The sequence below is a fragment of the Flavobacterium lacustre genome, from assembly GCF_027474525.2.
Classification (GTDB): Bacteria; Bacteroidota; Bacteroidia; order Flavobacteriales; family Flavobacteriaceae; genus Flavobacterium; species Flavobacterium lacustre.
The window spans coordinates 241,522-263,054 of sequence record NZ_CP114882.2; the positions used below are offsets into that span (position 1 = coordinate 241,522).

General features: G+C 33.4%; 23 protein-coding genes and 4 tRNA genes. 3 read left to right on the top strand and 24 right to left on the bottom strand.

From position 1 onward, the window contains the following. Nucleotides 1-268 precede the first annotated feature (268 nt). The 16 genes from rplL to O6P34_RS01190 form a co-directional block, all read right to left on the bottom strand. Nucleotides 269-637 carry a 50S ribosomal protein L7/L12 gene (gene rplL, locus O6P34_RS01115; RefSeq protein ID WP_143386191.1) on the bottom strand — a complete coding sequence of 123 codons (369 nt, stop codon included), beginning with the start codon at nt 635-637 and terminating at the stop codon, nt 269-271. Between the two features lie 91 nt (nt 638-728). Further along, nucleotides 729-1,241: a 50S ribosomal protein L10 gene (gene rplJ, locus O6P34_RS01120; protein WP_269685520.1), complete on the bottom strand. Its 513-nt coding sequence runs from the start codon at nt 1,239-1,241 to the stop codon at nt 729-731. Nucleotides 1,242-1,263: 22 nt separating this feature from the next. Then, nucleotides 1,264-1,953 carry a 50S ribosomal protein L1 gene (gene rplA / locus O6P34_RS01125; protein ID WP_144255196.1) on the bottom strand — a complete coding sequence of 230 codons (690 nt, stop codon included), beginning with the start codon at nt 1,951-1,953 and terminating at the stop codon, nt 1,264-1,266. 13 nt (nt 1,954-1,966) lie between these two features. Further along, a complete protein-coding gene (gene rplK / locus O6P34_RS01130) occupies nt 1,967-2,404 on the bottom strand; it encodes a 50S ribosomal protein L11 (protein WP_269685521.1) in 438 nt (145 codons plus the stop codon). A 68-nt stretch (nt 2,405-2,472) separates the two neighbouring features. Continuing rightward, nucleotides 2,473-3,024 (bottom strand): transcription termination/antitermination protein NusG, encoded by a 552-nt coding sequence (nusG, locus tag O6P34_RS01135; RefSeq protein WP_269685522.1) that lies wholly within the window; start codon nt 3,022-3,024, stop codon nt 2,473-2,475. A gap of 10 nt (nt 3,025-3,034) precedes the next feature. Continuing rightward, nucleotides 3,035-3,235, bottom strand: a complete 201-nt coding sequence (gene secE / locus O6P34_RS01140; RefSeq protein ID WP_269685523.1) for a preprotein translocase subunit SecE — start codon at nt 3,233-3,235, stop codon at nt 3,035-3,037. A gap of 16 nt (nt 3,236-3,251) precedes the next feature. Beyond that, nucleotides 3,252-3,322 (bottom strand) — tRNA-Trp (locus O6P34_RS01145). 57 nt (nt 3,323-3,379) lie between these two features. Further along, the gene (gene tuf / locus O6P34_RS01150; RefSeq protein WP_269685524.1) at nt 3,380-4,564 is read right to left on the bottom strand and encodes an elongation factor Tu; all 1,185 of its coding nucleotides are present in this window, start codon (nt 4,562-4,564) and stop codon (nt 3,380-3,382) included. A 57-nt stretch (nt 4,565-4,621) separates the two neighbouring features. Continuing rightward, nucleotides 4,622-4,693, bottom strand: a tRNA-Thr gene (locus tag O6P34_RS01155). Nucleotides 4,694-4,783: 90 nt separating this feature from the next. Then, nucleotides 4,784-4,864 (bottom strand) — tRNA-Tyr (locus O6P34_RS01160). 61 nt (nt 4,865-4,925) lie between these two features. Then, nucleotides 4,926-4,999: transfer RNA gene (locus O6P34_RS01165), tRNA-Thr, on the bottom strand. A gap of 91 nt (nt 5,000-5,090) precedes the next feature. Then, nucleotides 5,091-5,393: a ribosome hibernation-promoting factor, HPF/YfiA family gene (hpf, locus tag O6P34_RS01170; RefSeq protein ID WP_269685525.1), complete on the bottom strand. Its 303-nt coding sequence runs from the start codon at nt 5,391-5,393 to the stop codon at nt 5,091-5,093. Between the two features lie 30 nt (nt 5,394-5,423). Then, entirely contained in the window at nt 5,424-6,320 is an 897-nt protein-coding gene (locus O6P34_RS01175; RefSeq protein WP_269685526.1) for a tyrosine-type recombinase/integrase, read from the bottom strand. 69 nt (nt 6,321-6,389) lie between these two features. Continuing rightward, nucleotides 6,390-6,584, bottom strand: a complete 195-nt coding sequence (rpsU, locus tag O6P34_RS01180; protein ID WP_035670421.1) for a 30S ribosomal protein S21 — start codon at nt 6,582-6,584, stop codon at nt 6,390-6,392. A gap of 109 nt (nt 6,585-6,693) precedes the next feature. After that, nucleotides 6,694-7,836, bottom strand: a complete 1,143-nt coding sequence (locus tag O6P34_RS01185) for an acyl-CoA dehydrogenase family protein (RefSeq protein WP_269685527.1) — start codon at nt 7,834-7,836, stop codon at nt 6,694-6,696. Between the two features lie 17 nt (nt 7,837-7,853). Beyond that, on the bottom strand, nt 7,854-8,738 hold the full coding sequence (locus O6P34_RS01190; protein WP_269685528.1) for a ComEA family DNA-binding protein: 885 nt from the start codon (nt 8,736-8,738) through the stop codon (nt 7,854-7,856). 292 nt (nt 8,739-9,030) lie between these two features. Here O6P34_RS01190 and O6P34_RS01195 point away from each other — a divergent pair, with 292 nt between their 5' ends. After that, the gene (locus O6P34_RS01195; protein WP_269685529.1) at nt 9,031-10,506 is read left to right on the top strand and encodes an amino acid permease; all 1,476 of its coding nucleotides are present in this window, start codon (nt 9,031-9,033) and stop codon (nt 10,504-10,506) included. A 75-nt stretch (nt 10,507-10,581) separates the two neighbouring features. On the opposite strand, the gene O6P34_RS01200 is transcribed toward O6P34_RS01195, so the two are convergent. The 6 genes from O6P34_RS01200 to O6P34_RS01225 form a co-directional block, all read right to left on the bottom strand. Beyond that, nucleotides 10,582-10,809 (bottom strand): PspC domain-containing protein, encoded by a 228-nt coding sequence (locus tag O6P34_RS01200; RefSeq protein ID WP_269685530.1) that lies wholly within the window; start codon nt 10,807-10,809, stop codon nt 10,582-10,584. A gap of 85 nt (nt 10,810-10,894) precedes the next feature. Then, nucleotides 10,895-12,169, bottom strand: a complete 1,275-nt coding sequence (locus O6P34_RS01205; RefSeq protein WP_269685531.1) for a DUF2851 family protein — start codon at nt 12,167-12,169, stop codon at nt 10,895-10,897. A 71-nt stretch (nt 12,170-12,240) separates the two neighbouring features. Next, nucleotides 12,241-12,723, bottom strand: coding sequence for a 3'-5' exonuclease (locus O6P34_RS01210; RefSeq protein WP_269685532.1), 483 nt, complete (start codon nt 12,721-12,723; stop codon nt 12,241-12,243). Between the two features lie 167 nt (nt 12,724-12,890). Beyond that, entirely contained in the window at nt 12,891-13,283 is a 393-nt protein-coding gene (locus O6P34_RS01215) for a hypothetical protein (RefSeq protein ID WP_269685533.1), read from the bottom strand. A 162-nt stretch (nt 13,284-13,445) separates the two neighbouring features. Next, a complete protein-coding gene (locus tag O6P34_RS01220) occupies nt 13,446-14,807 on the bottom strand; it encodes a pyridoxal-phosphate dependent enzyme (protein ID WP_269685534.1) in 1,362 nt (453 codons plus the stop codon). Nucleotides 14,808-14,933: 126 nt separating this feature from the next. Continuing rightward, nucleotides 14,934-16,895 (bottom strand): putative porin, encoded by a 1,962-nt coding sequence (locus O6P34_RS01225; protein ID WP_269685535.1) that lies wholly within the window; start codon nt 16,893-16,895, stop codon nt 14,934-14,936. Between the two features lie 171 nt (nt 16,896-17,066). Here O6P34_RS01225 and rnhB point away from each other — a divergent pair, with 171 nt between their 5' ends. Next, entirely contained in the window at nt 17,067-17,726 is a 660-nt protein-coding gene (gene rnhB, locus O6P34_RS01230) for a ribonuclease HII (RefSeq protein WP_269685536.1), read from the top strand. Nucleotides 17,727-17,981: 255 nt separating this feature from the next. Here rnhB and lipB read toward each other — a convergent pair whose 3' ends face one another. Beyond that, nucleotides 17,982-18,683 carry a lipoyl(octanoyl) transferase LipB gene (gene lipB, locus O6P34_RS01235; RefSeq protein WP_269685537.1) on the bottom strand — a complete coding sequence of 234 codons (702 nt, stop codon included), beginning with the start codon at nt 18,681-18,683 and terminating at the stop codon, nt 17,982-17,984. Between the two features lie 69 nt (nt 18,684-18,752). Continuing rightward, on the bottom strand, nt 18,753-19,478 hold the full coding sequence (locus O6P34_RS01240; protein WP_269685538.1) for a hypothetical protein: 726 nt from the start codon (nt 19,476-19,478) through the stop codon (nt 18,753-18,755). A 277-nt stretch (nt 19,479-19,755) separates the two neighbouring features. Between O6P34_RS01240 and lysS the strand changes: the two genes are divergently transcribed. Continuing rightward, complete coding sequence (lysS, locus tag O6P34_RS01245) at nt 19,756-21,465, top strand: lysine--tRNA ligase (protein ID WP_269685539.1); 1,710 nt, start codon at nt 19,756-19,758, stop codon at nt 21,463-21,465. Nucleotides 21,466-21,533 lie beyond the last annotated feature (68 nt).

Genomic DNA, 21,533 nt, shown 5'->3' on the forward strand with positions numbered 1-21,533 from the left:
TTTTGATTAAAAAAAGTAATTTTTTGTGTAAAACACTATTTATTTTATAAAACAATCAATACTTTTTATTTATAATCAATACCTCTTTAAAAATAACTCAAGAGCTTACTCTTTCATTGATTTTCTTTCATCGTATTGATTTAAAAACCTTTTCGTATTTTAAACTATTTTATAATAAAATTTGATATAATTTTATTATACGAAAAATGGTTTAGGTCATTGAAAGTATATTTCAAGACCTAAACCTAGTTCTCTAAAGCGAGTTGAATTATTTTAATTCAACAACAGCTCCAGCTTCTTCTAAAGATTTTTTAAGCCCTTCAGCTTCTTCTTTAGAAACACCTTCTTTAACGTTACTTGGTGCGCTATCTACTACATCTTTAGCTTCTTTCAAACCTAAACCTGTAAGTTCTTTAACTAATTTTACAACTGCTAATTTAGAAGCTCCAGCTTCTTTTAATACAACTGTAAATTCAGTTTGAACATCTTCAACAGCAGCGTCACCACCACCTGAAACTACTACTGCAGCAGCAGCTGGTTCGATACCGTACTCATCTTTTAATATTGTTGCTAATTCGTTAACTTCTTTTACTGTTAGGTTAACTAATTGTTCTGCGAATTGTTTCAAATCTGCCATTTTTTCTATCGTTTTAAAATGATTTGTAAAAATATAATTTATTTATTGTGCGCTTTTTAAAATAAAACTTAGACTATTAAAGTCGGTTTTATTATGCTTCCACTTCTTCTGTAGCCTCTTCGCTGTTTGCGAATTGATTTTGAAGAGCAGAAATAACTCTTTGTGCTGGTGATTGCAACAATCCAATGATTTCGCCAATAAGCTCTTCTTTAGATTTAATAGTTGCTAATGCATCTAATTGATCATCTCCAATGTAAACTTCTGCATTAATGTAAGCTCCTTTTAAAATAGGTTTAGCTGATTTTTTGCGGAAATCTTTGATTATTTTTCCAGGTGCATTTGCAACATCTGAAATAAATATAGCGCTATTACCTGTCAATACAGAAGGTAAATCTCCATAATCATTATCAGAAGCTTCCATTGCTTTTGCAAGCAAAGTGTTTTTTACAACCTCTAATTTTATACCTGCTTTAAAACAAGCTCTTCTTAAATTTGAAGTTGTTTCTGCATTTAATCCAGAAATATCAGATACATAAATAATATTTGTACCAGCTAACTGTGCAGTTAAATCTTCAATCGCGATTGATTTTTCTTCTCTAGTCATACTAAAAATTATTAACTACCAATTATACTGCTTTAGGATCCAACGCAATTGCTGGACTCATTGTGCTTGTAAGGTGAATTCCTTTAATGTAGGTACCTTTAGCAGCAGTTGGTTTAAGTTTGATTAATGTTTGAATAATTTCGTGTGCATTGTCATAAATTTGCTCAGCTCCAAAAGAAACTTTACCAATTCCTGCATGTACGATACCAGTTTTATCAACTTTGAAATCGATTTTACCAGCTTTAACTTCTTGAACAGCTTTTGCAACATCCATAGTTACAGTTCCTGTTTTAGGGTTTGGCATTAAACCTCTAGGTCCTAATATACGACCTAATGGACCTAATTTACCCATAACAGAAGGCATTGTGATGATTACATCAACATCTGTCCAACCATCTTTGATTTTTTGTAAATAATCATCAAGACCAACATAGTCTGCTCCTGCTGCCAAAGCTTCCGCTTCTTTATCTGGAGTAACCAATGCTAATACTTTAACATCTTTACCAGTTCCATGAGGTAATGTTACCACACCTCTAACCATTTGATTCGCTTTTCTTGGATCTACACCCAAACGAACTGCGATATCAACAGACTCATCAAATTTTGCAGAAGCTATAACTTTAATCAATGCAGCAGCATCTTTCAAAGAGTATAGTTTATTCTTTTCAATTTTTGAAGCAGCCTCTTTTTGCTTTTTTGTCAATTTTGCCATGTCTTTCTCTTAATTAAAAAGGAGCTTCTCCTGATACAGTTATACCCATAGATCTAGCTGTTCCAGCAACCATACTCATTGCAGACTCCATTGTGAATGCATTTAAGTCAGGCATTTTGTCTTCAGCAATTGCTCTAATTTGTTCCCAAGTAACACTAGCTACTTTTTTACGATTAGGCTCACCAGAACCAGATTTTAGCTTTGCAGCTTCCATTAACTGAACTGCTGCTGGAGGAGTTTTTACAACAAAATCAAATGATTTGTCTTTATACACAGTAATTTGTACTGGGCATATTTTGCCGGGTTTATCTTGAGTTCTAGCATTAAATTGCTTACAAAACTCCATGATGTTTACCCCAGCAGCTCCTAAAGCAGGTCCAACCGGTGGCGACGGATTCGCTGCACCTCCCTTAACTTGTAGTTTAACTACCTTACTAATTTCTTTAGCCATTTTTTAAAAAATTTAACACTGCAATCATTGGAAGCGATTGCAATGGATATTATAGATGTAACAAAAAATTATACTTTTTCAACTTGCATAAAACTCAATTCTAATGGAGTTTTTCTTCCGAAAATTTTCACCATTACTTCTAGTTTACGCTTTTCTTCATTTATTTTTTCAACCGTACCGTTAAAACCATTAAAAGGACCATCAATAACCTTTATAGTTTCACCTAAGTTAAATGGTATTGCACGAGTATCTGTATTAACAGCCAACTCATCTACTTTACCTAACATTCTGTTTACCTCAGAAACTCTCAACGGAACAGGTTCTCCATTTTTTGTCTCTCCTAAAAAACCAATAACACTTGTTATAGACTTAATAATATGAGGAATTTCTCCAACTAGGTTTGCTTCTATCATTACATAACCAGGAAAATAAACTTTATCCTTAATTATTTTTTTCCCCTCTTTTACAGTTACTACTTTTTCAGTAGGCACTAAAACTTGAGAAACATAATCTCCCATACCTAATCTAGCGATTTCTGTCTCAATGTAAGCTTTCACTTTATTCTCTTGTCCGCTTACTGCTCGAACGACATACCACTTTTTTATATTATTATCTGTCATAACAAAAAGATTACGCTTGTTTTAACCAGTTAAAAAATCCAGCCAATGCTTTTGCAAAAACTTCATCCACTCCCCATGTTGCCAAGGCGAATACTACTGAAAAAACAGCAACAATAATTGTTAGACGTTGTACTTCTGCCCAAGCTGGCCAAGTTACATTTGACTTTAATTCTTCAAACGCTTCTGATATGTAATTAACAACTTTTGTCATTATGATATATTTTTTGCACGGGCGGAGGGATTCGAACCCCCATCAACGGTTTTGGAGACCGCTATTCTACCCTTGAACTACGCCCGTTTGTTAAAAGCCAGCAACAACCAAAGGCTATGCTGGCTTAATAATTATTTTATAGGATTATGCAATTTCAGTTACCTGACCTGCACCTACTGTTCTACCACCCTCACGGATAGCGAAGCGTAGACCAACATTTAATGCAATTGCACTTAACAATTTAACATCAATAGTTAAGTTGTCCCCTGGCATAACCATTTCTACACCTGTAGGCAAAGTAATGATTCCAGTTACGTCAGTTGTACGTACATAGAACTGTGGACGGTAGTTATTATGAAATGGAGTGTGACGTCCACCTTCTTCTTTTTTCAAGATATAAACCTCAGCTTTAAAAGTATCGTGTGGTTTAACAGAACCTGGTTTACAGATTACCATCCCTCTTTTGATATCTTCTTTTTGAATACCTCTCAAAAGGATACCTACGTTATCTCCAGCTTCACCTCTATCAAGGATTTTACGGAACATTTCAACTCCAGTAATTGTTGAAGTCAATTTTTCAGCTCCCATACCAATGATTTCAACCGCATCTCCAGTATTAGCAACTCCTGTTTCGATACGACCTGTAGCAACAGTTCCACGACCAGTGATTGAGAATACATCTTCAACAGGCATCAAGAAAGGTTTTGCAACGTCTCTTACAGGCTCTTCAATCCAAGCATCAACAGCTTCCATCAATTCAAGAATTTTTGGTACCCAAGCTGGATCATTATTCAATCCACCTAAAGCTGAACCTTGAACAACAGGACCATTATCTCCATCATATTCGTAGAAAGATAATAAATCTCTAATTTCCATTTCAACAAGTTCCAACAATTCCTCATCATCAACCATATCCACTTTATTCATGAATACAACCATTCTAGGAATACCTACTTGACGACCTAAAAGGATATGCTCACGTGTTTGTGGCATTGGCCCATCAGTAGCAGCAACAACTAAAATAGCACCATCCATTTGAGCAGCTCCTGTAACCATGTTTTTTACGTAATCCGCGTGACCTGGACAGTCAACGTGAGCGTAGTGACGATTAGCAGTTTCATACTCAACGTGAGATGTATTAATTGTAATACCTCTTTCTTTCTCCTCTGGAGCGTTATCAATTTGATCAAACGATTTTGCTTGACAGTAACCAGCATCAGATAATACTTTCGTTATTGCAGCAGTTAAAGTAGTTTTTCCGTGATCTACGTGTCCAATTGTACCTATATTTAAGTGCGGTTTGGAACGATTAAAATTTTCTTTTGCCATTTTACTTAATTTTTAATCTTAGTTATATATTTATTAGTGTTCAAATATTCTATTTTGAGCCAATGTCGGGAATTGAACCCGAGACCTCTTCCTTACCAAGGAAGCACTCTACCCCTGAGCTACACCGGCAGAGAGTTAATTTTAGATTTTTGATTTCAGAACTTAGACTTCAGATTATTAATCCTAATTCTAAATTTTAAAATCTAAAATAAATTCTTGTGGGGAGAGCAGGATTCGAACCTGCGAAGTTCACACAGCAGATTTACAGTCTGCCCTCGTTGGCCGCTTGAGTATCTCCCCAATAATTATTAATTTCAATTTTTAAAAGAACATATTTCAAATCGCATTTGAAATAAAAAAGAGCCGGTGGAGGGACTCGAACCCACGACCTGCTGATTACAAATCAGCTGCTCTAGCCAACTGAGCTACACTGGCAATATCAATAAAAAAAGTCCGCTATTTCTAACGGACTGCAAATGTATAGATTTTATCTCTCAATCAAAACATTTTTTAAAAAAAATTTGTATTAAATATGAGAACTTAATTTTTCTTTCCTTTTTATCAACAATCGCTCTAAAGATTCTGCCGAAAGTTCTATTGCTTCTTCAAATGTTTTACACTGTTTTTTCACCATAAAATCATCCCCAGGAACATTAATTTTAACCTCCGCGATTTTATTTTCTTTATCACTAGTTTTTTCAACCTTCAGAAAAACGTCAGATGAAACTATCTTGCCATAGTATTTTTCCAACCTATCCATTCTTTCTTGAACAAAATCAACTAGCTTTTTGTCAACAGTAAAGTTAACTGCATGAACATTTACCTTCATAATCTTTTATTTTAATGGTTATACATTGAATCATTTTTGACCTCTTGGATGCGCTTCTTGATATACTTTTTTTAGTTCTGATAAACTATTATGCGTGTATATCTGTGTAGACGCTAAACTAGAATGTCCCAATAATTCTTTCACTGAATTCAAATCGGCCCCGTTGTTTAATAAATGAGTCGCAAATGTATGTCTTAATATATGAGGACTTTTTTTTACTTTCTCGGAGACAGTACTAAAGTAAGAATTTATTAATCGATACACAAAGGAATCGTTTAATTTTAACCCTTTTTTTGTGAGAAAAAAATAATCTGCATCAACAATCACAGCTAAATTCAGCCGTTCTTGACCGTATAACAAAAACTGATTTGCCACAATTGGCAAAAGAGGAAGAATCCGTTCTTTGTTTCTTTTACCAAGAACCTTGATTGTATTCTTAGCCAAATCAACATTAATCTTCTTCAAATGAATAAGTTCCGTTCTCCGCACACCTGTAGTATAAAACAAATCAACAATAAGCTTGTTTCTAATAGCTTCAAAACCCTGTGGATTTTGCATTTGACTTAGCGCTTCTTCAACTTCTTTCTCCGAAAATGGAATTTGTAGCGTTTTTGGAACTTTTAACGCCTTGTGTTTTAACAACGGATTTATTTCTATTTGTTTAATTTTCAACAGAAATTTATAAAATGCTTTTAAGGAAGCTATCTTTCTATTCACAGAGCTATTAGAAATACCACTATCTACAAGCGACACTATCCAATTTCTAATTTGACCGTAATTTACTTGCTCTACATTTTCTTGGTCAAAATGAATTGCATTAAACGACTCGAAACTAATCACATCATTTAAATAAGCATTCACAGTATGAGGAGAATATTTTTTCTCCAATTGCAAATAATCACTGAATGCATCTTTATTAGTAGTCATAAAAAAACCGTTAGCATCAAATTTATAAAATTATGATGACTAACGGTAATTTATTTTAATAGATATTGACTAACTCTCTAAGTTATCTCTCATATTTTGGATATAAGCCGCTTTTTGAATTTTGATTCTATTTGTTACTGATGGCTTTATAAAAGCAGTACGTGCTCTTAGTTGACGAACAGTTCCAGTTTTATCAAACTTTCTTTTGTAACGTTTTAACGCTCTATCGATATTTTCTCCGTCTTTAATTGGTATAATTAACATAATTTTATCACCCCCTTTCGTTAAGAGCGCAAAAGTATATTTTTATTTTGAATTTTGAATCATAAATTATCAATTATTTTAAAGAAGAAAGATAAAAGATTAAAACCTGTTACTCTTTCAAAATATTTCTGGAAATCACTATCTTTTGAATCTCAGTAGTTCCTTCCCCAATAGTACATAATTTAGAATCTCTGTAGAATTTTTCAACAGGATAATCCTTAGTATATCCATAACCTCCATGAATTTGAATCGCTTCGTTTGATACTTTGACACAAACTTCGGAAGCATACATTTTTGCCATTGCCCCCATTGTGGTAACTGGTTTATGCTGTTCTTTAAGGAAAGCAGCTTTATACAATAATAATTCTGACGCTTCGATTTCAGTTGCCATATCAGCCAGTTTAAAGGCAATTCCTTGAAACTCGGAAATTGCTTTCCCAAACTGATGTCTTTCTTTCGAATATTTTAAAGCGGCTTCATAAGCGCCTTTTGCAATTCCTAACGACAATGCTCCAATTGATATTCTGCCGCCATCAAGAATTTTCATCGCCTGAATAAAACCTTGCCCAACATCACCTAACCGATTAGCATCAGGTATTTTGCAATTATCAAATATCAATTCAGCCGTTTCGCTGGCACGCATTCCTAATTTATTTTCTTTTTTCCCGGAACTAAATCCCGGCATTCCTTTTTCAAATACAAAAGCGGTCATTCCTTTTGAATCTCCTTTTTCACCCGTACGAACAATTACAACAGCAATATCTCCGGAAATGGCATGCGTAATAAAATTTTTAGAACCATTAACAATCCAAGAATCACCGTCTTTTACCGCCGTAGTATTCATTCCTCCAGCATCCGAACCCGTGCCATGTTCCGTCAATCCCCAAGCACCAATATGTTCACCAGAAGCTAGTTTTGGAATCCATTTTTTCTTTTGCTCTTCGTTTCCAAAGGTCAAAATATGATTAACGCATAATGAATTATGAGCCGCGACTGACAAACCAATTGAGGGATCTACTTTTGAAATTTCCTCCACAATGGTAACATATTCATGATATCCTAAACCGGAACCTCCCAGTTCATGAGGAACTAAAATCCCCATAAATCCCATTTTCCCCAGTTTTTTAAACAAAGGAACAGGAAATATCTGAGCTTCATCCCAATCCATTATATAAGGTCTGATATTATGTTCCGCGAAATCTCGTATAGATTGTGCAATCAAAGACTGTGTTTCGTTGTAATCGAAGTTCATCGTAATCGTTTTTGTTTTTAAAAGTCCAAATATAAGCCAATTATATTTGCTTTTTCAACAGGAAAACCCTTAATTTTTATTAAATCCTCAACATTCTTAATATCTCCATTCATACTTCGGAACGTTACGATTTGTTTAGCAAGCGGATATTTGAAATAAGGAAATTGTGAAAGTTCTTTTAAAGAAGCATTATTTATATCTATTTTCTTCAGATTGGGAAGTACCAGAACTTTAAAATGAGCATTCAAGTTTTCAACAACTTCGGGCGAAAGTCCCCAAACGTCATTCATTTGTTCCATAGATACAAATCCGCCTAAACTTTCTTTTTGTTTTAAAATTCGAAGTGAAATCGCCTCTCCTATTCCGTATATTTTAATTAAATCCTCTTGTGAAGCTTTGTTAATGTCTATCAAAACTATCTTTTCTTTTTTGGCGAAAGCCGTATTTGAAAATTTCTTAAAATCCTTAGAATCCTTTTTAGCGTTAACCCAATCCGGAAATTTAAAATACGGAGTTATTTTTTTTAATAAAGAATCAGAAACTTTTGTGACATTTTGAAATTCCTGCGGAGAATTGACATATTTATTTTCTTTTCTAAAAGCCAGCAATCGGTCTATTTCCTGCACAGACATCCCTAATTTATAGCCTTTATAATCTGTAATGAAATTTGGATTGAAAGGGTATATTTTTGGCGAATACTTTGGCACTTCCCCTTTCATCGAATCAATTTCAGATTGTAACGAAAGCCATTTTTGCTTAGCGGGATATTCTTTTGAAATCACACTAAAATCAACAAAAAAATAAATCATTTGCAAGGCAATAATAAAACAAAAAAGTACCAATATACCGTTACGTTGGTCACGGGAAAAATTAAAATATGTTTTTATGGTTTTAAAACTCATTTTTCAAAAGGAAATTACTGAATCTGATTTAATATTTTCATTTTCTAAAAATACGAAATAATTTCCTACTTACCATTCCCATGAAAAAAAATTAAATACTACATAAAGACAAACTAAAACAACTACCCCTGTTATATGAGTATATATCACCCCAAAAAGCATCTTATACCGGAGCTACCCATCAACAAAACTGCTTTTGAATATTTTTTATAACTTAAAACATAATTTTTGTTTTTATTTTTTATAAAAAACAATACATTTGAAAACTAATAACAATAAAACTAAAAATAATATGTCTATTTGGAAAAGAAAACCATTGGCACAACTTTTAGCAGAAGCTGCTGACTCCGAAAAAGGATTAAAAAGAACGCTAACCGCTTGGTCATTAATTGCATTAGGAATTGGCGCTATTATTGGTGCCGGACTGTTTGTAAGAACAGCAACTGCTGCTGCTCAGAGCGCAGGACCTTCCGTAACGATTGCCTTCATTGTTGCTGCAATTGGGTGTGCTTTAGCTGGCTTATGTTATGCAGAACTTTCATCTTCAATTCCAATTTCTGGTAGCGCATATACATATACATATGCCACAATGGGAGAGTTCCTAGCTTGGATTATTGGCTGGGATTTAATCCTTGAATATGCTGTAGGAGCAGCAACAGTTGGGATTGCCTGGAGTGAATATTTAAACAATCTATTGATTAATGTGCTCCATATGAGCCCTATACCATATTCGCTATGTCATTCCCCTTTTCAGACTTCGTTGACTGGGGAACAAGGAATAATCAATTTACCAGCACTATTCATAGTAGGTGCAATTAGTTTATTATTGATAAAAGGGATTCAAGAATCAGCTTTTGTAAATGGAATTATTGTAGTAGTTAAAGTTGTAATTGTTGTACTAATCATTGTTATTGGTTGGAATTTTGTAAACCCTGCAAATCATACTCCTTATATTCCACCAAGTTCTATTTTTACAGATGAACATGGTGTTGGCCATAATTACGGAGGAGTAATGGGGATTTTAGGTGCAGCAGGAACGGTTTTCTTTGCATTTATTGGATTTGATGCTGTAAGTACAGCAGCCCAAGAAACTAAAAACCCAAAAAGAGCTATGCCAATTGGAATATTAGGATCATTAGCCGTTTGTACTATTTTATATATTCTTTTTGCACATGTCTTGACAGGAGTTGCAACAGTTGAAGACTTTAGAACTGGAGGTAAAGAAGCTTCAGTAGCATTCGCTATCGATAAATACATGATTGGATATGCTTGGTTAGGTCAACTGGTAACAGTAGCTATTTTGGCCGGATTTTCTTCTGTTATTTTAGTGATGCTATTAGGTCAATCCAGAGTTTTTTATGCAATGGGTAAAGATGGATTATTACCTAAATCATTCAGTGATCTTCATCCAAAATACAAAACACCTTACAAAGCAAATATTGCTATTTTAGTAATAGTTGGAGCTTTTGCAGCTTTTGTACCTGGTGATATTGTAGGTGATATGACAAGTATAGGAACCTTATTTGCTTTTTCACTTGTATGTGTTTCCGTAATCATTCTAAGAAAAAAAGAACCTAATATGGTTCGTGAATTCAAAACTCCTTTCGTACCGCTTGTACCGATATTAGGAGTTGGTGTTTGTTTTGCTATGATGTACGGCTTAGGCTGGACAAACTGGTTGAGACTATTTGTATGGATGGCATTAGGAGTAATTTTCTATTTTGCTTACGGCAAGAAAAATAGTGTCCTGAACAATCCAGAAAAATAACACACTACAACCCAAATTAAAAAAGGATTTTAAAGCTGTTTTCAACTTTAAAATCCTTTTTTTTATTTAATTTCTTTACAAATCAAAAACCGAGGTACGTTTAGCTCTAATTAAATCCTTTAGACGAATCCAAAAAGCCAATGTCAAATAAACGGCAAACCACAATCCAACAGTAACAAACGACAAGTAGATAAAAAACAATCGCACACTACTGGCGCGCATTCCTAATGTATCAGCTAAACGAGAAGAAACATGGAAGCCATACTTTTCAAAAAAAAATTTAAGTTTTATAACTGCAGACATGCTTTAGTTGATTTGATTATTTGTTGAATCGAGAAACAAATTTACAACATTATACCATTTCTACTATATGAAATGCAGAAATAACTCAATTCACTTTTTTTAATAATTCTATTCCAATAGCGCATTCCAAGCACTTACTTTTATTGCAATATTCGTTTTTAAGCTGTAATAACGATTGCGTCTCAAAAGCATTTTTCGACTGAATTCCAAAAGAAATAAATTTGTCTAAAACCGCATTTTTCTCAGGAGTAACTTGTTTCAAAAGATAAATCAGGTCTTCAGAGATTTCCTTACCTTGACTTTTGGCGTAAGCAAATTGCAACGGAATAATAGTATTTATGACTAATAAATCTACAAATGACTTAGAGAGTAATTTCTTTTTCTTTGGACTTTCCTTATCAAACTGATAATGATTTTGCCAATATTCAGATACGGAAACCGCGAATACTTCATAAATATTCTCAAGAGACTTTAAAGTACTTATTTTCGAAAATAAATTCTGGTGCTTGTGGTATACGTTAGCCAATTGAGAGAGTCTTATTGTAGGGAAATTATCCGGTCGATGTTTAAAAAACTGTACTGGTTCGATTATTTTCTTATCCATCTGATATTTATGAAGCAAATAAAAATATCTAAATTTTAAATCTTTGAAATAGTTATCTTCATTTTCTGAGTTCAACAATCCTGAATTTCCAAAAAACAATGCCTCTAAATTTTCTATTTCAAAACTTTCTTTTCTAATGACAGAAAAAGGAATTGATTGGGCAATTTTCATAAAAATTTCACCATTGGTATTCAAACCAAAATTCTTAGCCAAAAGACAAAATAAAACGGCTTCCCAATCGTGATGCGTTTGTTCTAATAATTCAAAAATAGGGTTAGATTTTCTTTCTAATCGCTCAAAAAATAATCGTTCCTGCCAATTTTCGAATAAAAAAGAATCAATCTCTTTAATTTGTTTCTCACAAAAAATCCAAGATTTTTGCAACATTAAGGATTGATAATTAGCAATTGTCAGAGCGTCAACATATTTTTTGAGTTCTAAAACAGGAATTTCAGTATTATTTTTCCTAAAAATTTCGGTGTCATGTTCCCAAACTACGTGTAGAATTACGTTTTCATAAGCAGCATCTCTTTCGTGATGATGCACATACCAATCCGAAGATTTTAAATGAATTTCTATATTTCCCGCCCATTTTTGATTACCAATTGTAATCTGGGCATTAAAGAAATCCGGTCCGGACAATTCTAAATATTGCCCTACTGACAAGATTGTAATTATTTCTCCATTGAATGTTTTCAAATTCAAAGAATCAAACTTTTTGAACTTCCAGAGGTAATGAAGAAAATCTTCTTTCATATTTCAGACTATTAGTAATGGCATATAGCGGAGATACTAAAGTAGTAAAAAAAAACAGAAATGAAAGAAATTTATTTCATTAAATACAATTTGGCACAAGCTCTGGCATCGGATAAAGCTTCGTGATGATTTAAAGAAATATTCATCTCACGACAGCAATCACTTAATTTAGTTGGCTTTAAACCTTTAGCTTTATAAATTTTAACAGTACATTCCCAGCGGCTGGCAATATTCAAATCTGAATAATCTAAATTATAAAGAAGCATTGATTTAGCCAATACGTTCCTGTCAAAACTTTCATTATGAGCTACAACTATTCTGTTTTGCAGTCTTTTTTTAATTTCAGGATACACTTGCGCAAATGATTTTGCATTAACAGTATCTTTTGGATAAATACCATGAACCTGAATCGTAAAAGGAGAGTATAAATTATTTGGTGGTTTGATTAAACTAACGAATTCATCTACTATTATTCCGTTTTCTACGGTTACAATACCAACAGAACACGGATGATATGCTGTTGCTGTTTCAAAATCTATGGCGGTGAAAGTCATTTGGGTTTACTATTTTATAATACAATTTAGAAAAATCAAAGCACATGGAATTTCCTTTATTTTCTTCATCAATTGAATTACAAATATAATTTTAATAACTAGAGTTCATAGAAAATAAATATCCTTTTTATTTTCAAAATCTAAAAAAACGAATCCTTCTTTACAAATCAAAATTCTATTTCATAAACGTCGCAGCTTACATAATCTAATAAAATTTCTTTATATTGTTTTTTACTCGAAAAATGTTCCGGCCAGAATGTTGATGAATAAAAATACATTAATTCAAACACATCGTCATGATTTGTTGCTAAAACATCCAGATATTTCACGTAGCGATTATAGCAAAAATAATCTTCATCAACACCGCCATTAATCAAACTTAAAATTCTTTTCTGAATAGGAAAACCTTCTACTTCATAGCCTTTATCAATACAATAACTGGATATTATTTCGATCACATAACTTTCGTGAATTTCACCGTAATTAAAACAATCCAAACCGTCTCCTAAAACATACCAAACGTCATGAATTTCCATGATTTTACTTTTTATCGTATCCATTTCCATAAAATATTTTTGTTTTTTCAAAAATAAATAAGCTTATAATTATTCCTTTACGGTTTTCCTCATTTCGGATTAATTTTTAAAACCATACAAATTAATAAAGCCTGTAAAATCTTTAAATCTTACAGGCTATACAATTAAAATGAGAACTAAAGTCTCTTATTTTATCGAACCGATAATATCCGATTTTGTTATAATATGATGGCTGCCATTTTCTAAATCTACCAAAACCGCATCGTTTTCTCTAGTAAACAGCTTGGATAGTTCTTCGATCGGCGTTCCTAATTTTACTATAGGAAATGGTTTTCCCATAACCTCTTTAATGGGTTTATCTGCTACATTTTTATCAGCAACGTAACTTTGGAACAAATCACTTTCATCAACAGACCCTACAAATCCTGTAACATCGATTACCGGAATTTGTGATATTTTATATTTACGCATTCTTTCGATTGCGTGTGAAACTAACTCTTCTGTTCGTACAACAATCAATGGTTTATTGATATGGTCTTTAATAACATCTTCGGCTTTTGTAATGTCCTCATCCAGAAAACCACGCTCGCGCATCCAGTCATCGTTAAACATTTTACCCACATAACGACTTCCTGAATCATGAAATAAAACCACAACAACATCATCTGGTTTGAAATGTTCCTTGAGCTGCAACAATCCTTTTATAGCTGCGCCTGCCGAATTCCCAACAAAAATACCTTCTTCAAGCGCAATTTTACGCGTATACACCGCCGCATCTTTATCGGTAACTTTTGTGAATCCGTCTATCAATGAAAAATCAACATTTTTAGGTAAAATATCTTCGCCAATTCCTTCGGTGATGTACGAATAAATTTCATTTTCATCGAAAATGCCGGTTTCATGGTATTTTTTAAATACAGAACCATAAGTATCAATACCCCAGATTTTGATGTTTGGATTTTTCTCTTTTAAATATTTTCCAACACCCGAAATAGTTCCTCCTGTACCAACACCCACCACAAAATGAGTGATTTTACCTTCGGTTTGCTCCCAAATTTCAGGACCGGTTTGTTCATAATGCGCCATCGAATTTGATGGATTATCATATTGATTGACGTACCATGAATTAGGAGTATCTTCGGCTAACCTTTTTGAAACCGAATAATAAGAACGCGGATCTGTTGGTTCAACATCAGTAGGACAAACAATAACTTTGGCTCCTACGGCACGAAGAATATCCATTTTTTCTTTGGATTGTTTGTCCGAAATTACACAAATCAGTTTATATCCTTTTATTATTGCCACTAAGGCTAACCCCATTCCTGTATTGCCAGAAGTCCCTTCGATAATAGTTCCACCGGGTTTTAATCTTCCGTCAGCTTCGGCATCTTCAATCATTTTTACGGCCATTCTGTCTTTTACAGAATTTCCAGGATTAAAGGTTTCTACTTTGGCGAGTACCAAAGCGTCTATTCCGGCAACGACTTTATGAAGTTTTACTAATGGTGTGTTACCTATAGTACCTAATATATTTTCTGAATAATTCATCGTTTCTCTTTTTAATGATTGAATTTAGTGGGGCTTATTAAACTCTACTATTCCTATATAATAAACAAATATAAGTAATAGTTCTATATCTTTAAGAGCTTTTATTACGAAATAAAGCGTAGAACGTTACTGAAAGAAATTCCAAACTAAACCAAAACGAATGGTGAAGTCACGATATGGGTTATTTGGTGAAGAATAAAAATTATTTCCTGTCAAAGAAGAATTGAAATGTTCTGCTTTAAAATAAATTCTCGTGCGTTGAATTCTGGCATTAATGAAGAAATCTAAATTAGGAAAATTTCCAATTTCCTTTTCGCGCTGAACAAAAAACTCACCTACAACCGGATTATAATCATTCGCATAATACTTTGTAAAATAATTAAAAACGATTCCTGTTTGCAAATACAATGCTTTTTTGAAAAAATAATTAGAGAAATAAAAGGTATTTCTCGTTACAATTTCAGGAACATTCAAAATAGCATCTTGTTGATCTACTTTTTGATATAAAAAAGTGTTGTCTAATGCAAATTTACCAAATTGAATCTCTTTGCTTAGTTTAACCGATAAATAATTAATGGTTCCATTGTATTGAGATGGTGACACAATTTGTGTATTGGCCAGCTTTTGTGAAGCTGTTGATACATCATCAAAATACAAATGATCATTCAACACCGAAAACTGCAATGACGCATTTACCCATTGTGTAGTAGCATTTGCAGTGAAAGAATTTATTTTTTCGTTCTTAAAATCATTAGACCAATTGTAATCTATGTAACTGCTTTGATACAAATTATAATTATTGTTAGGCAATTTATTTATATTCTGATATTGAAATGTCACTTGGTTTTCATCATCTAAATCATATTGCAACTTTGCATCCAGATTAGACAAAGACTGATTAGTAATGGATCTTGAATATAAAAATTTACCGTTCCACTTATTTTTGCGGTATTCATATTGCCCTCCGGCGCTATTTATCTTTTGGCTCAAAGCACTCGGAACTGTTCTGTTATCAAAAACTAATAATTTGTTATAATAGAAATTGGACCTGAAATCGTCAACAAAAAACTGAAATTTACCTAAAGTAGTATTTTCATAGACCAATCCCGCTTTGTTATACATTTTATTATAATGCGTTTGATCATTGATACCGCTATCCTTAAAAGAATCCCCAAAACGGTAAACTACACTTCCGTTTACTGTTGATGGAACCGTGGCTTGATTGTATTCGAAGAATTTATTTTCGTAATTAAATTGATGCGTAACATATAAATTATTGGCACCTTTGGTTGGATTAACTCTGAAAAAATGATCTAAAAATACTCTTTTACCTTTCAAAAAAGATTTGGCATCTGTAAAATAAACTTCTAATCTTTGTCTGTTTTTATAATCTATATTTTCACTTTCAAAATCTTCGATGGTAGTTATTCCGCCATTTTCCTCATTCAATATATCTTGATGTGTGAAATGTGTATTAGCAAAATAACGTTTGTTTTTAGTATTATAACTTACCGTAAACCTAAAATTTCCGGTACTTGACATTTGATTAATATACTTTCCTGTAGAACGCAATCCTCTATAAGCCATCGAAAAATTAAGGTTTTCAGAAGTATTTAAAGTAATGAATGAATCAACAGACTGCCCTTTTTGTTGTGTGGTTTTAAAATACAATTCGGTTACAGGAGTAGCTACCGAACAATATCTAATTTGGTTGGCTTCGAGAAAATTAAAATGTTTTGCTTTGAAACCAAATTCCGGATATGGAGAAAACTCAGTCAAACTATATTGCAAGGTATTGTAAGTTTGCCCATCATTTGGAAAAGGAAGAAGTCCAAAATTATCTTTTCGCAAATAATTATGACTGTACTCTTTTTGAATGGTTAACGAAGTGTCAATATACGTTGTGTCGCGCTCTAAAGTAATCACCCGATACATATCTATAGTTGCCACTTTTTGCGGTTTCTTAGCTCTGACAGTATCCGTTGAACTTTGATATTTACTATTAATATCGAACTCTTTACTAAATTTTTTTTGAGAAAATAACAGCATTGGCAATGCTAAAAAATAAAATATAAAGAGAATTCTCATTTGAAAAAGGATATAATTAGGTACTTATTTTTACAATTTTAATGAAGCAAAGGTAAATGATAAAACCGTATAAATAAAAAATACATTTATTTAAAGAATGTTAAATGAATTAGAACGTAAACAAAAAATATTCAATAAATTTTCATAATATTTGTTCTTTAAAAAATTAAGATGCTTCAAAATAACTTTTCAGGATTCATGTTAGAAACCGGTACTGATGAAGCAGGACGCGGTTGTCTTGCTGGACCGGTAACTGCGGCAGCGGTTATTCTTCCGAAGGATTTCAAGAATGATATTTTGAATGACAGCAAACAATTATCGGAGAAAACAAGAGAAAAATTAAGACCTATAATTGAGCAGCAAGCCATCTCGTTTGCGGTAGTCCATTTAGAGCCGACAGAAATTGATGAAATAAACATTTTAAATGCTTCGATGAAAGGAATGCAGGAATGTGTTTTGAAATTAAATCCAATTCCGGAATTTATTATTGTTGATGGTAATCGATTGCTCAACGCAAAATTGGGATTAAAAAATACTTCAGGGAAACAATTTTCTAAAACAGAAATAGAATTATTGAAAGCAATTCCTAATAGGAGCATTATAAAAGGAGATGCGAAATTTATGAGTATTGCTGCGGCTTCCGTATTGGCCAAAACATATCGGGATGATTATATGAATCGGATTCACGAGGAATTTCCCATGTATAATTGGAAAAAAAACAAAGGGTATCCCACTAAAGAACACCGTGAAGCCATTAGAAAATTCGGAGTTACTAAATACCACCGAATGACGTTTCGGTTATTGCCTGAGCAGTTGAAAATTGATTTCTAACTGTTATAAAAAGCACTAATTTATAAGTAGTTTTACGTAAAATTTTACGCTAAGGACCTAAAAAATTACCCTATACTATGTAAAATTTTAACTCAAGGACGTAAACTTTTACCCCTCATGACGTAAAATTTTACGTTAACAGCCTAAAATTTTACGTACCCATACGTAAAATTTTAGGTCCTTGACCCAAAATCTTAGGTTGAAATACGCAAAATTTTAGGTTATTGTAAACAATTGCAATTGGTATGTAAAAAATTAAGATACAAACGTAGCGTCGAACAAATTTGCAAAATGTTTCAGGATTTTTTCTTTGACTTCGGCTTCATCTACTTTTTCTACGCCAAGTTCTACCTGTAATGAGGTTACTGCTTTACCACGGATTCCACACGGAATAATATTATCAAAATACCCTAAATCAGCATTTACGTTTAAAGCAAATCCGTGCATGGTTACCCAACGGGAAGCTCGAACGCCCATGGCACAAATTTTTCGGGCAAATGGTGTTCCTACTCCTAACCAAACTCCGGTTTCACCTTCGCTTCTGCCACAAGTGATTCCGTATTCCTGCAACGTTAAAATGATAGCTTCTTCAAGAAAACGTAAGTATTTATGAATATCTGTAAAGAAATTTTCTAAGTCTATAATGGGATATCCCACAATTTGTCCCGGTCCGTGATACGTAATATCACCACCGCGATTAATTTTATAAAAAGTGGCGCCTTTGGCTTCCAATTGTTTTTCAGATAGTAATAAATTACTTAAATCTCCGCTTTTTCCTAAAGTATACACATGAGGATGCTCAACAAAAAGGAAATAATTGGGCGTTTGCAAACTCGTTTCCTCTCTCCTGTTTTTAATTTTTAAGTCAACTATTTCTTTGAACAATTCTTCCTGATATTGCCAAGTTGCGTTGTAATCTTTATTTCCTAAATCTTGAAGTTGGATGGTCTTGTTCATTTAAAAAGTGTTCTAAAATGCAAAGATACAAAGTAAACCTTTGTCAAAGTTTAGAACTTTGACAAAGGTTTACTCTAAAACTACTTCGAGATTTGTAATTTCAGGATTTTCTAAACAATCAGTTATTAGAAATTGCAATACTAATGCTTTCTTATCTTCGCTTATTGTTGCGTTGGCATTTGAAACTGATTTAATTTTTCGAGGAAAATGATATTTTAAAACATATGGCTGATTGATTTTAAAATTAGAAACCTGAGTTTTTAATGCTGCAATTTTATCCTGTTGTTTTTTTAATTCAAGAGTATCTGTAATTTTCACTATCCTTTTAAAAAGACTTCCGTCAAAAGTATAACTGACATTATAATAATGTTCTTCTGCACTGAGGGCATAATTGTGTTCTAAATCATCCGCATATTCCTGGGTTTTATACAAATCTGGAACTGCTGAAATTTTATCGAAGTTTTGATTGATTGTTGTTCGAAATTCTTTTTCGTAAGAACTATTCTTGATATGGACTTTGACGGTTTTAAATTTTTGAAAAATGGCTTGTTCTGATACGGGAAGCTTAGAGAACGTTTCAGAATACTTTGTTATAAAGTCATTGAAGACATAGGTGGTGTCTTCGAATTTTTCTTCTTTCGAATAATTTTCACCAGCTAATTGCATGTAACTGTGTTCATCGCGCAGTGACTCTGTTTCTATTTTTCCGGTTCCGTCTTCCTGGAGATAAATGGTTTCGGTGATTTGACAACTCGCCGCAAAGAGAATTAAAAACAGAAAATAATACTTTTTCATTTTTAGGGGAAGTAATAGTTTATTGAAAGCGAAGTTACAACGTTTTTGATTGATGATGAATACTATTGAAGCTTTAAGAAAGGTCTTATAAAAAATAAAAGATGTAAAATAGCCCCGATAGTAGTGACATCCCGCGCCTTTTTTTGGCGTGGATATAACGAATAGCGGGACAAATGCCGATGAAAACTACCTCTATTTCTGCTTCTAAAAAAACTGAAATCTGCATTCTGCAATCTGCAATCTTTTCTTATCTTTGCACACTTAAAATCAGAATATAATGGCATTATCCGAACAAGAAATATTACGTAGAGAAGCACTTACCGAATTGCGCAATTTAGGCATTGAGCCTTATCCAGCAGCCGAATTTATCACAACCGCTTATTCCAGCGAAATCTTAGCCGATTTTGAAAAGTATGAAGGTAAGGAAGTGGTTTTAGCAGGACGTTTGATGGGGAAGCGCATCATGGGGAAAGCCAGTTTTGCTGAATTGAAAGATGCTGAAGGACGTATCCAGATTTATGTTTCAAGAGATGATATTTCGACTGATGAGGAGAAAACAATGTACAATGTGGTTTTCAAAAAACTATTGGATATTGGCGATTTTATAGGAGTTCGCGGAACAGTTTTCAAAACGCAAGTGGGTGAAATTTCTGTTCATATTTATGGCTTGACAGTTTTGGCTAAAGCCTTGAAACCACTTCCTGTAGTAAAAACAGATGCTGACGGAAAAACACATGATGCTTTTGCAGATCCGGAACAAAGATACCGTCGTCGTTACGTGGATTTGACTGTGAACGATCATGTGAAAGAAACGTTTATCAAGAGAACAAAATTGTTCAATTCGATGCGTTCGTTCTTTAATGACAAAGGATATCTAGAGGTAGAAACTCCCGTTTTACAACCGATTCCCGGGGGTGCTGCAGCGAGACCTTTTACCACACACCACAACTCGCTTGATATTCCGTTATACATGCGTATAGCAAACGAATTGTACCTAAAAAGATTGATTGTTGGTGGTTTTGATGGTGTTTATGAGTTTTCTAAAAACTTCCGTAATGAAGGAATGGATAGAACGCACAACCCGGAATTTACTGCCATGGAAATATATGTAGCTTATAAAGACTACAACTGGATGATGGATTTTACCGAAAACTTACTAGAGCATTGCGCTATTGGGGTAAACGGAACCAGCGAAGCAACTTTTGGAGAACACACTGTGAACTTCAAAGCGCCTTATACTCGCGTTACAATGACAGATTCCATTAAGCATTTTACCGGTTTTGATATTTCAGGCAAAAACGAAGCCGAATTATTTGAAGCTGCCAGAGGAATGGGAATTGATGTGAATGCTACGATGGGTAAAGGAAAATTGATAGATGAGATTTTTGGCGCTAAATGCGAAGGGAATTATATTCAACCAACATTCATTACAGATTATCCTAAGGAAATGTCTCCTTTGTGCAAACAACACCGAGACAACCCAGAATTGACAGAACGTTTTGAGTTGATGGTTTGCGGTAAAGAAGTAGCCAATGCATATTCTGAACTAAATGATCCTATTGACCAAAGAGAACGTTTTGAAGACCAAATGAGATTATCTGAAAAAGGTGATGATGAAGCTACCGGAATTATTGATGAGGATTTCTTGAGAGCTTTAGAGTATGGAATGCCACCAACCTCAGGATTAGGAATTGGAATGGACCGTTTGATGATGTTTTTAACTAATAATTCTTCTATTCAAGAAGTGTTGTTGTTCCCACAAATGAGACCTGAGAAAAAACAAGTCCAAATTGAGTTGTTAGACGAAGAGAAATTAATTCTTGCTCTTTTGCAAACCAATGAAAACAAAATGGATTTGGGTTTATTAAAAATAAAATCAGATTTGAGCGGAAAAAAATGGGATGCTGCCATGAAAGGATTAGCAAAACACGGACTCATAAAAGTTTCATTAGTTGGTGACAGCAAAATAGTAGAAATAGCAGGATAACACTATAGCTACAAATAGATATTTATAAAAAGTGTTACAGTTTCAATAGAAAAACTGTAACACTTTTT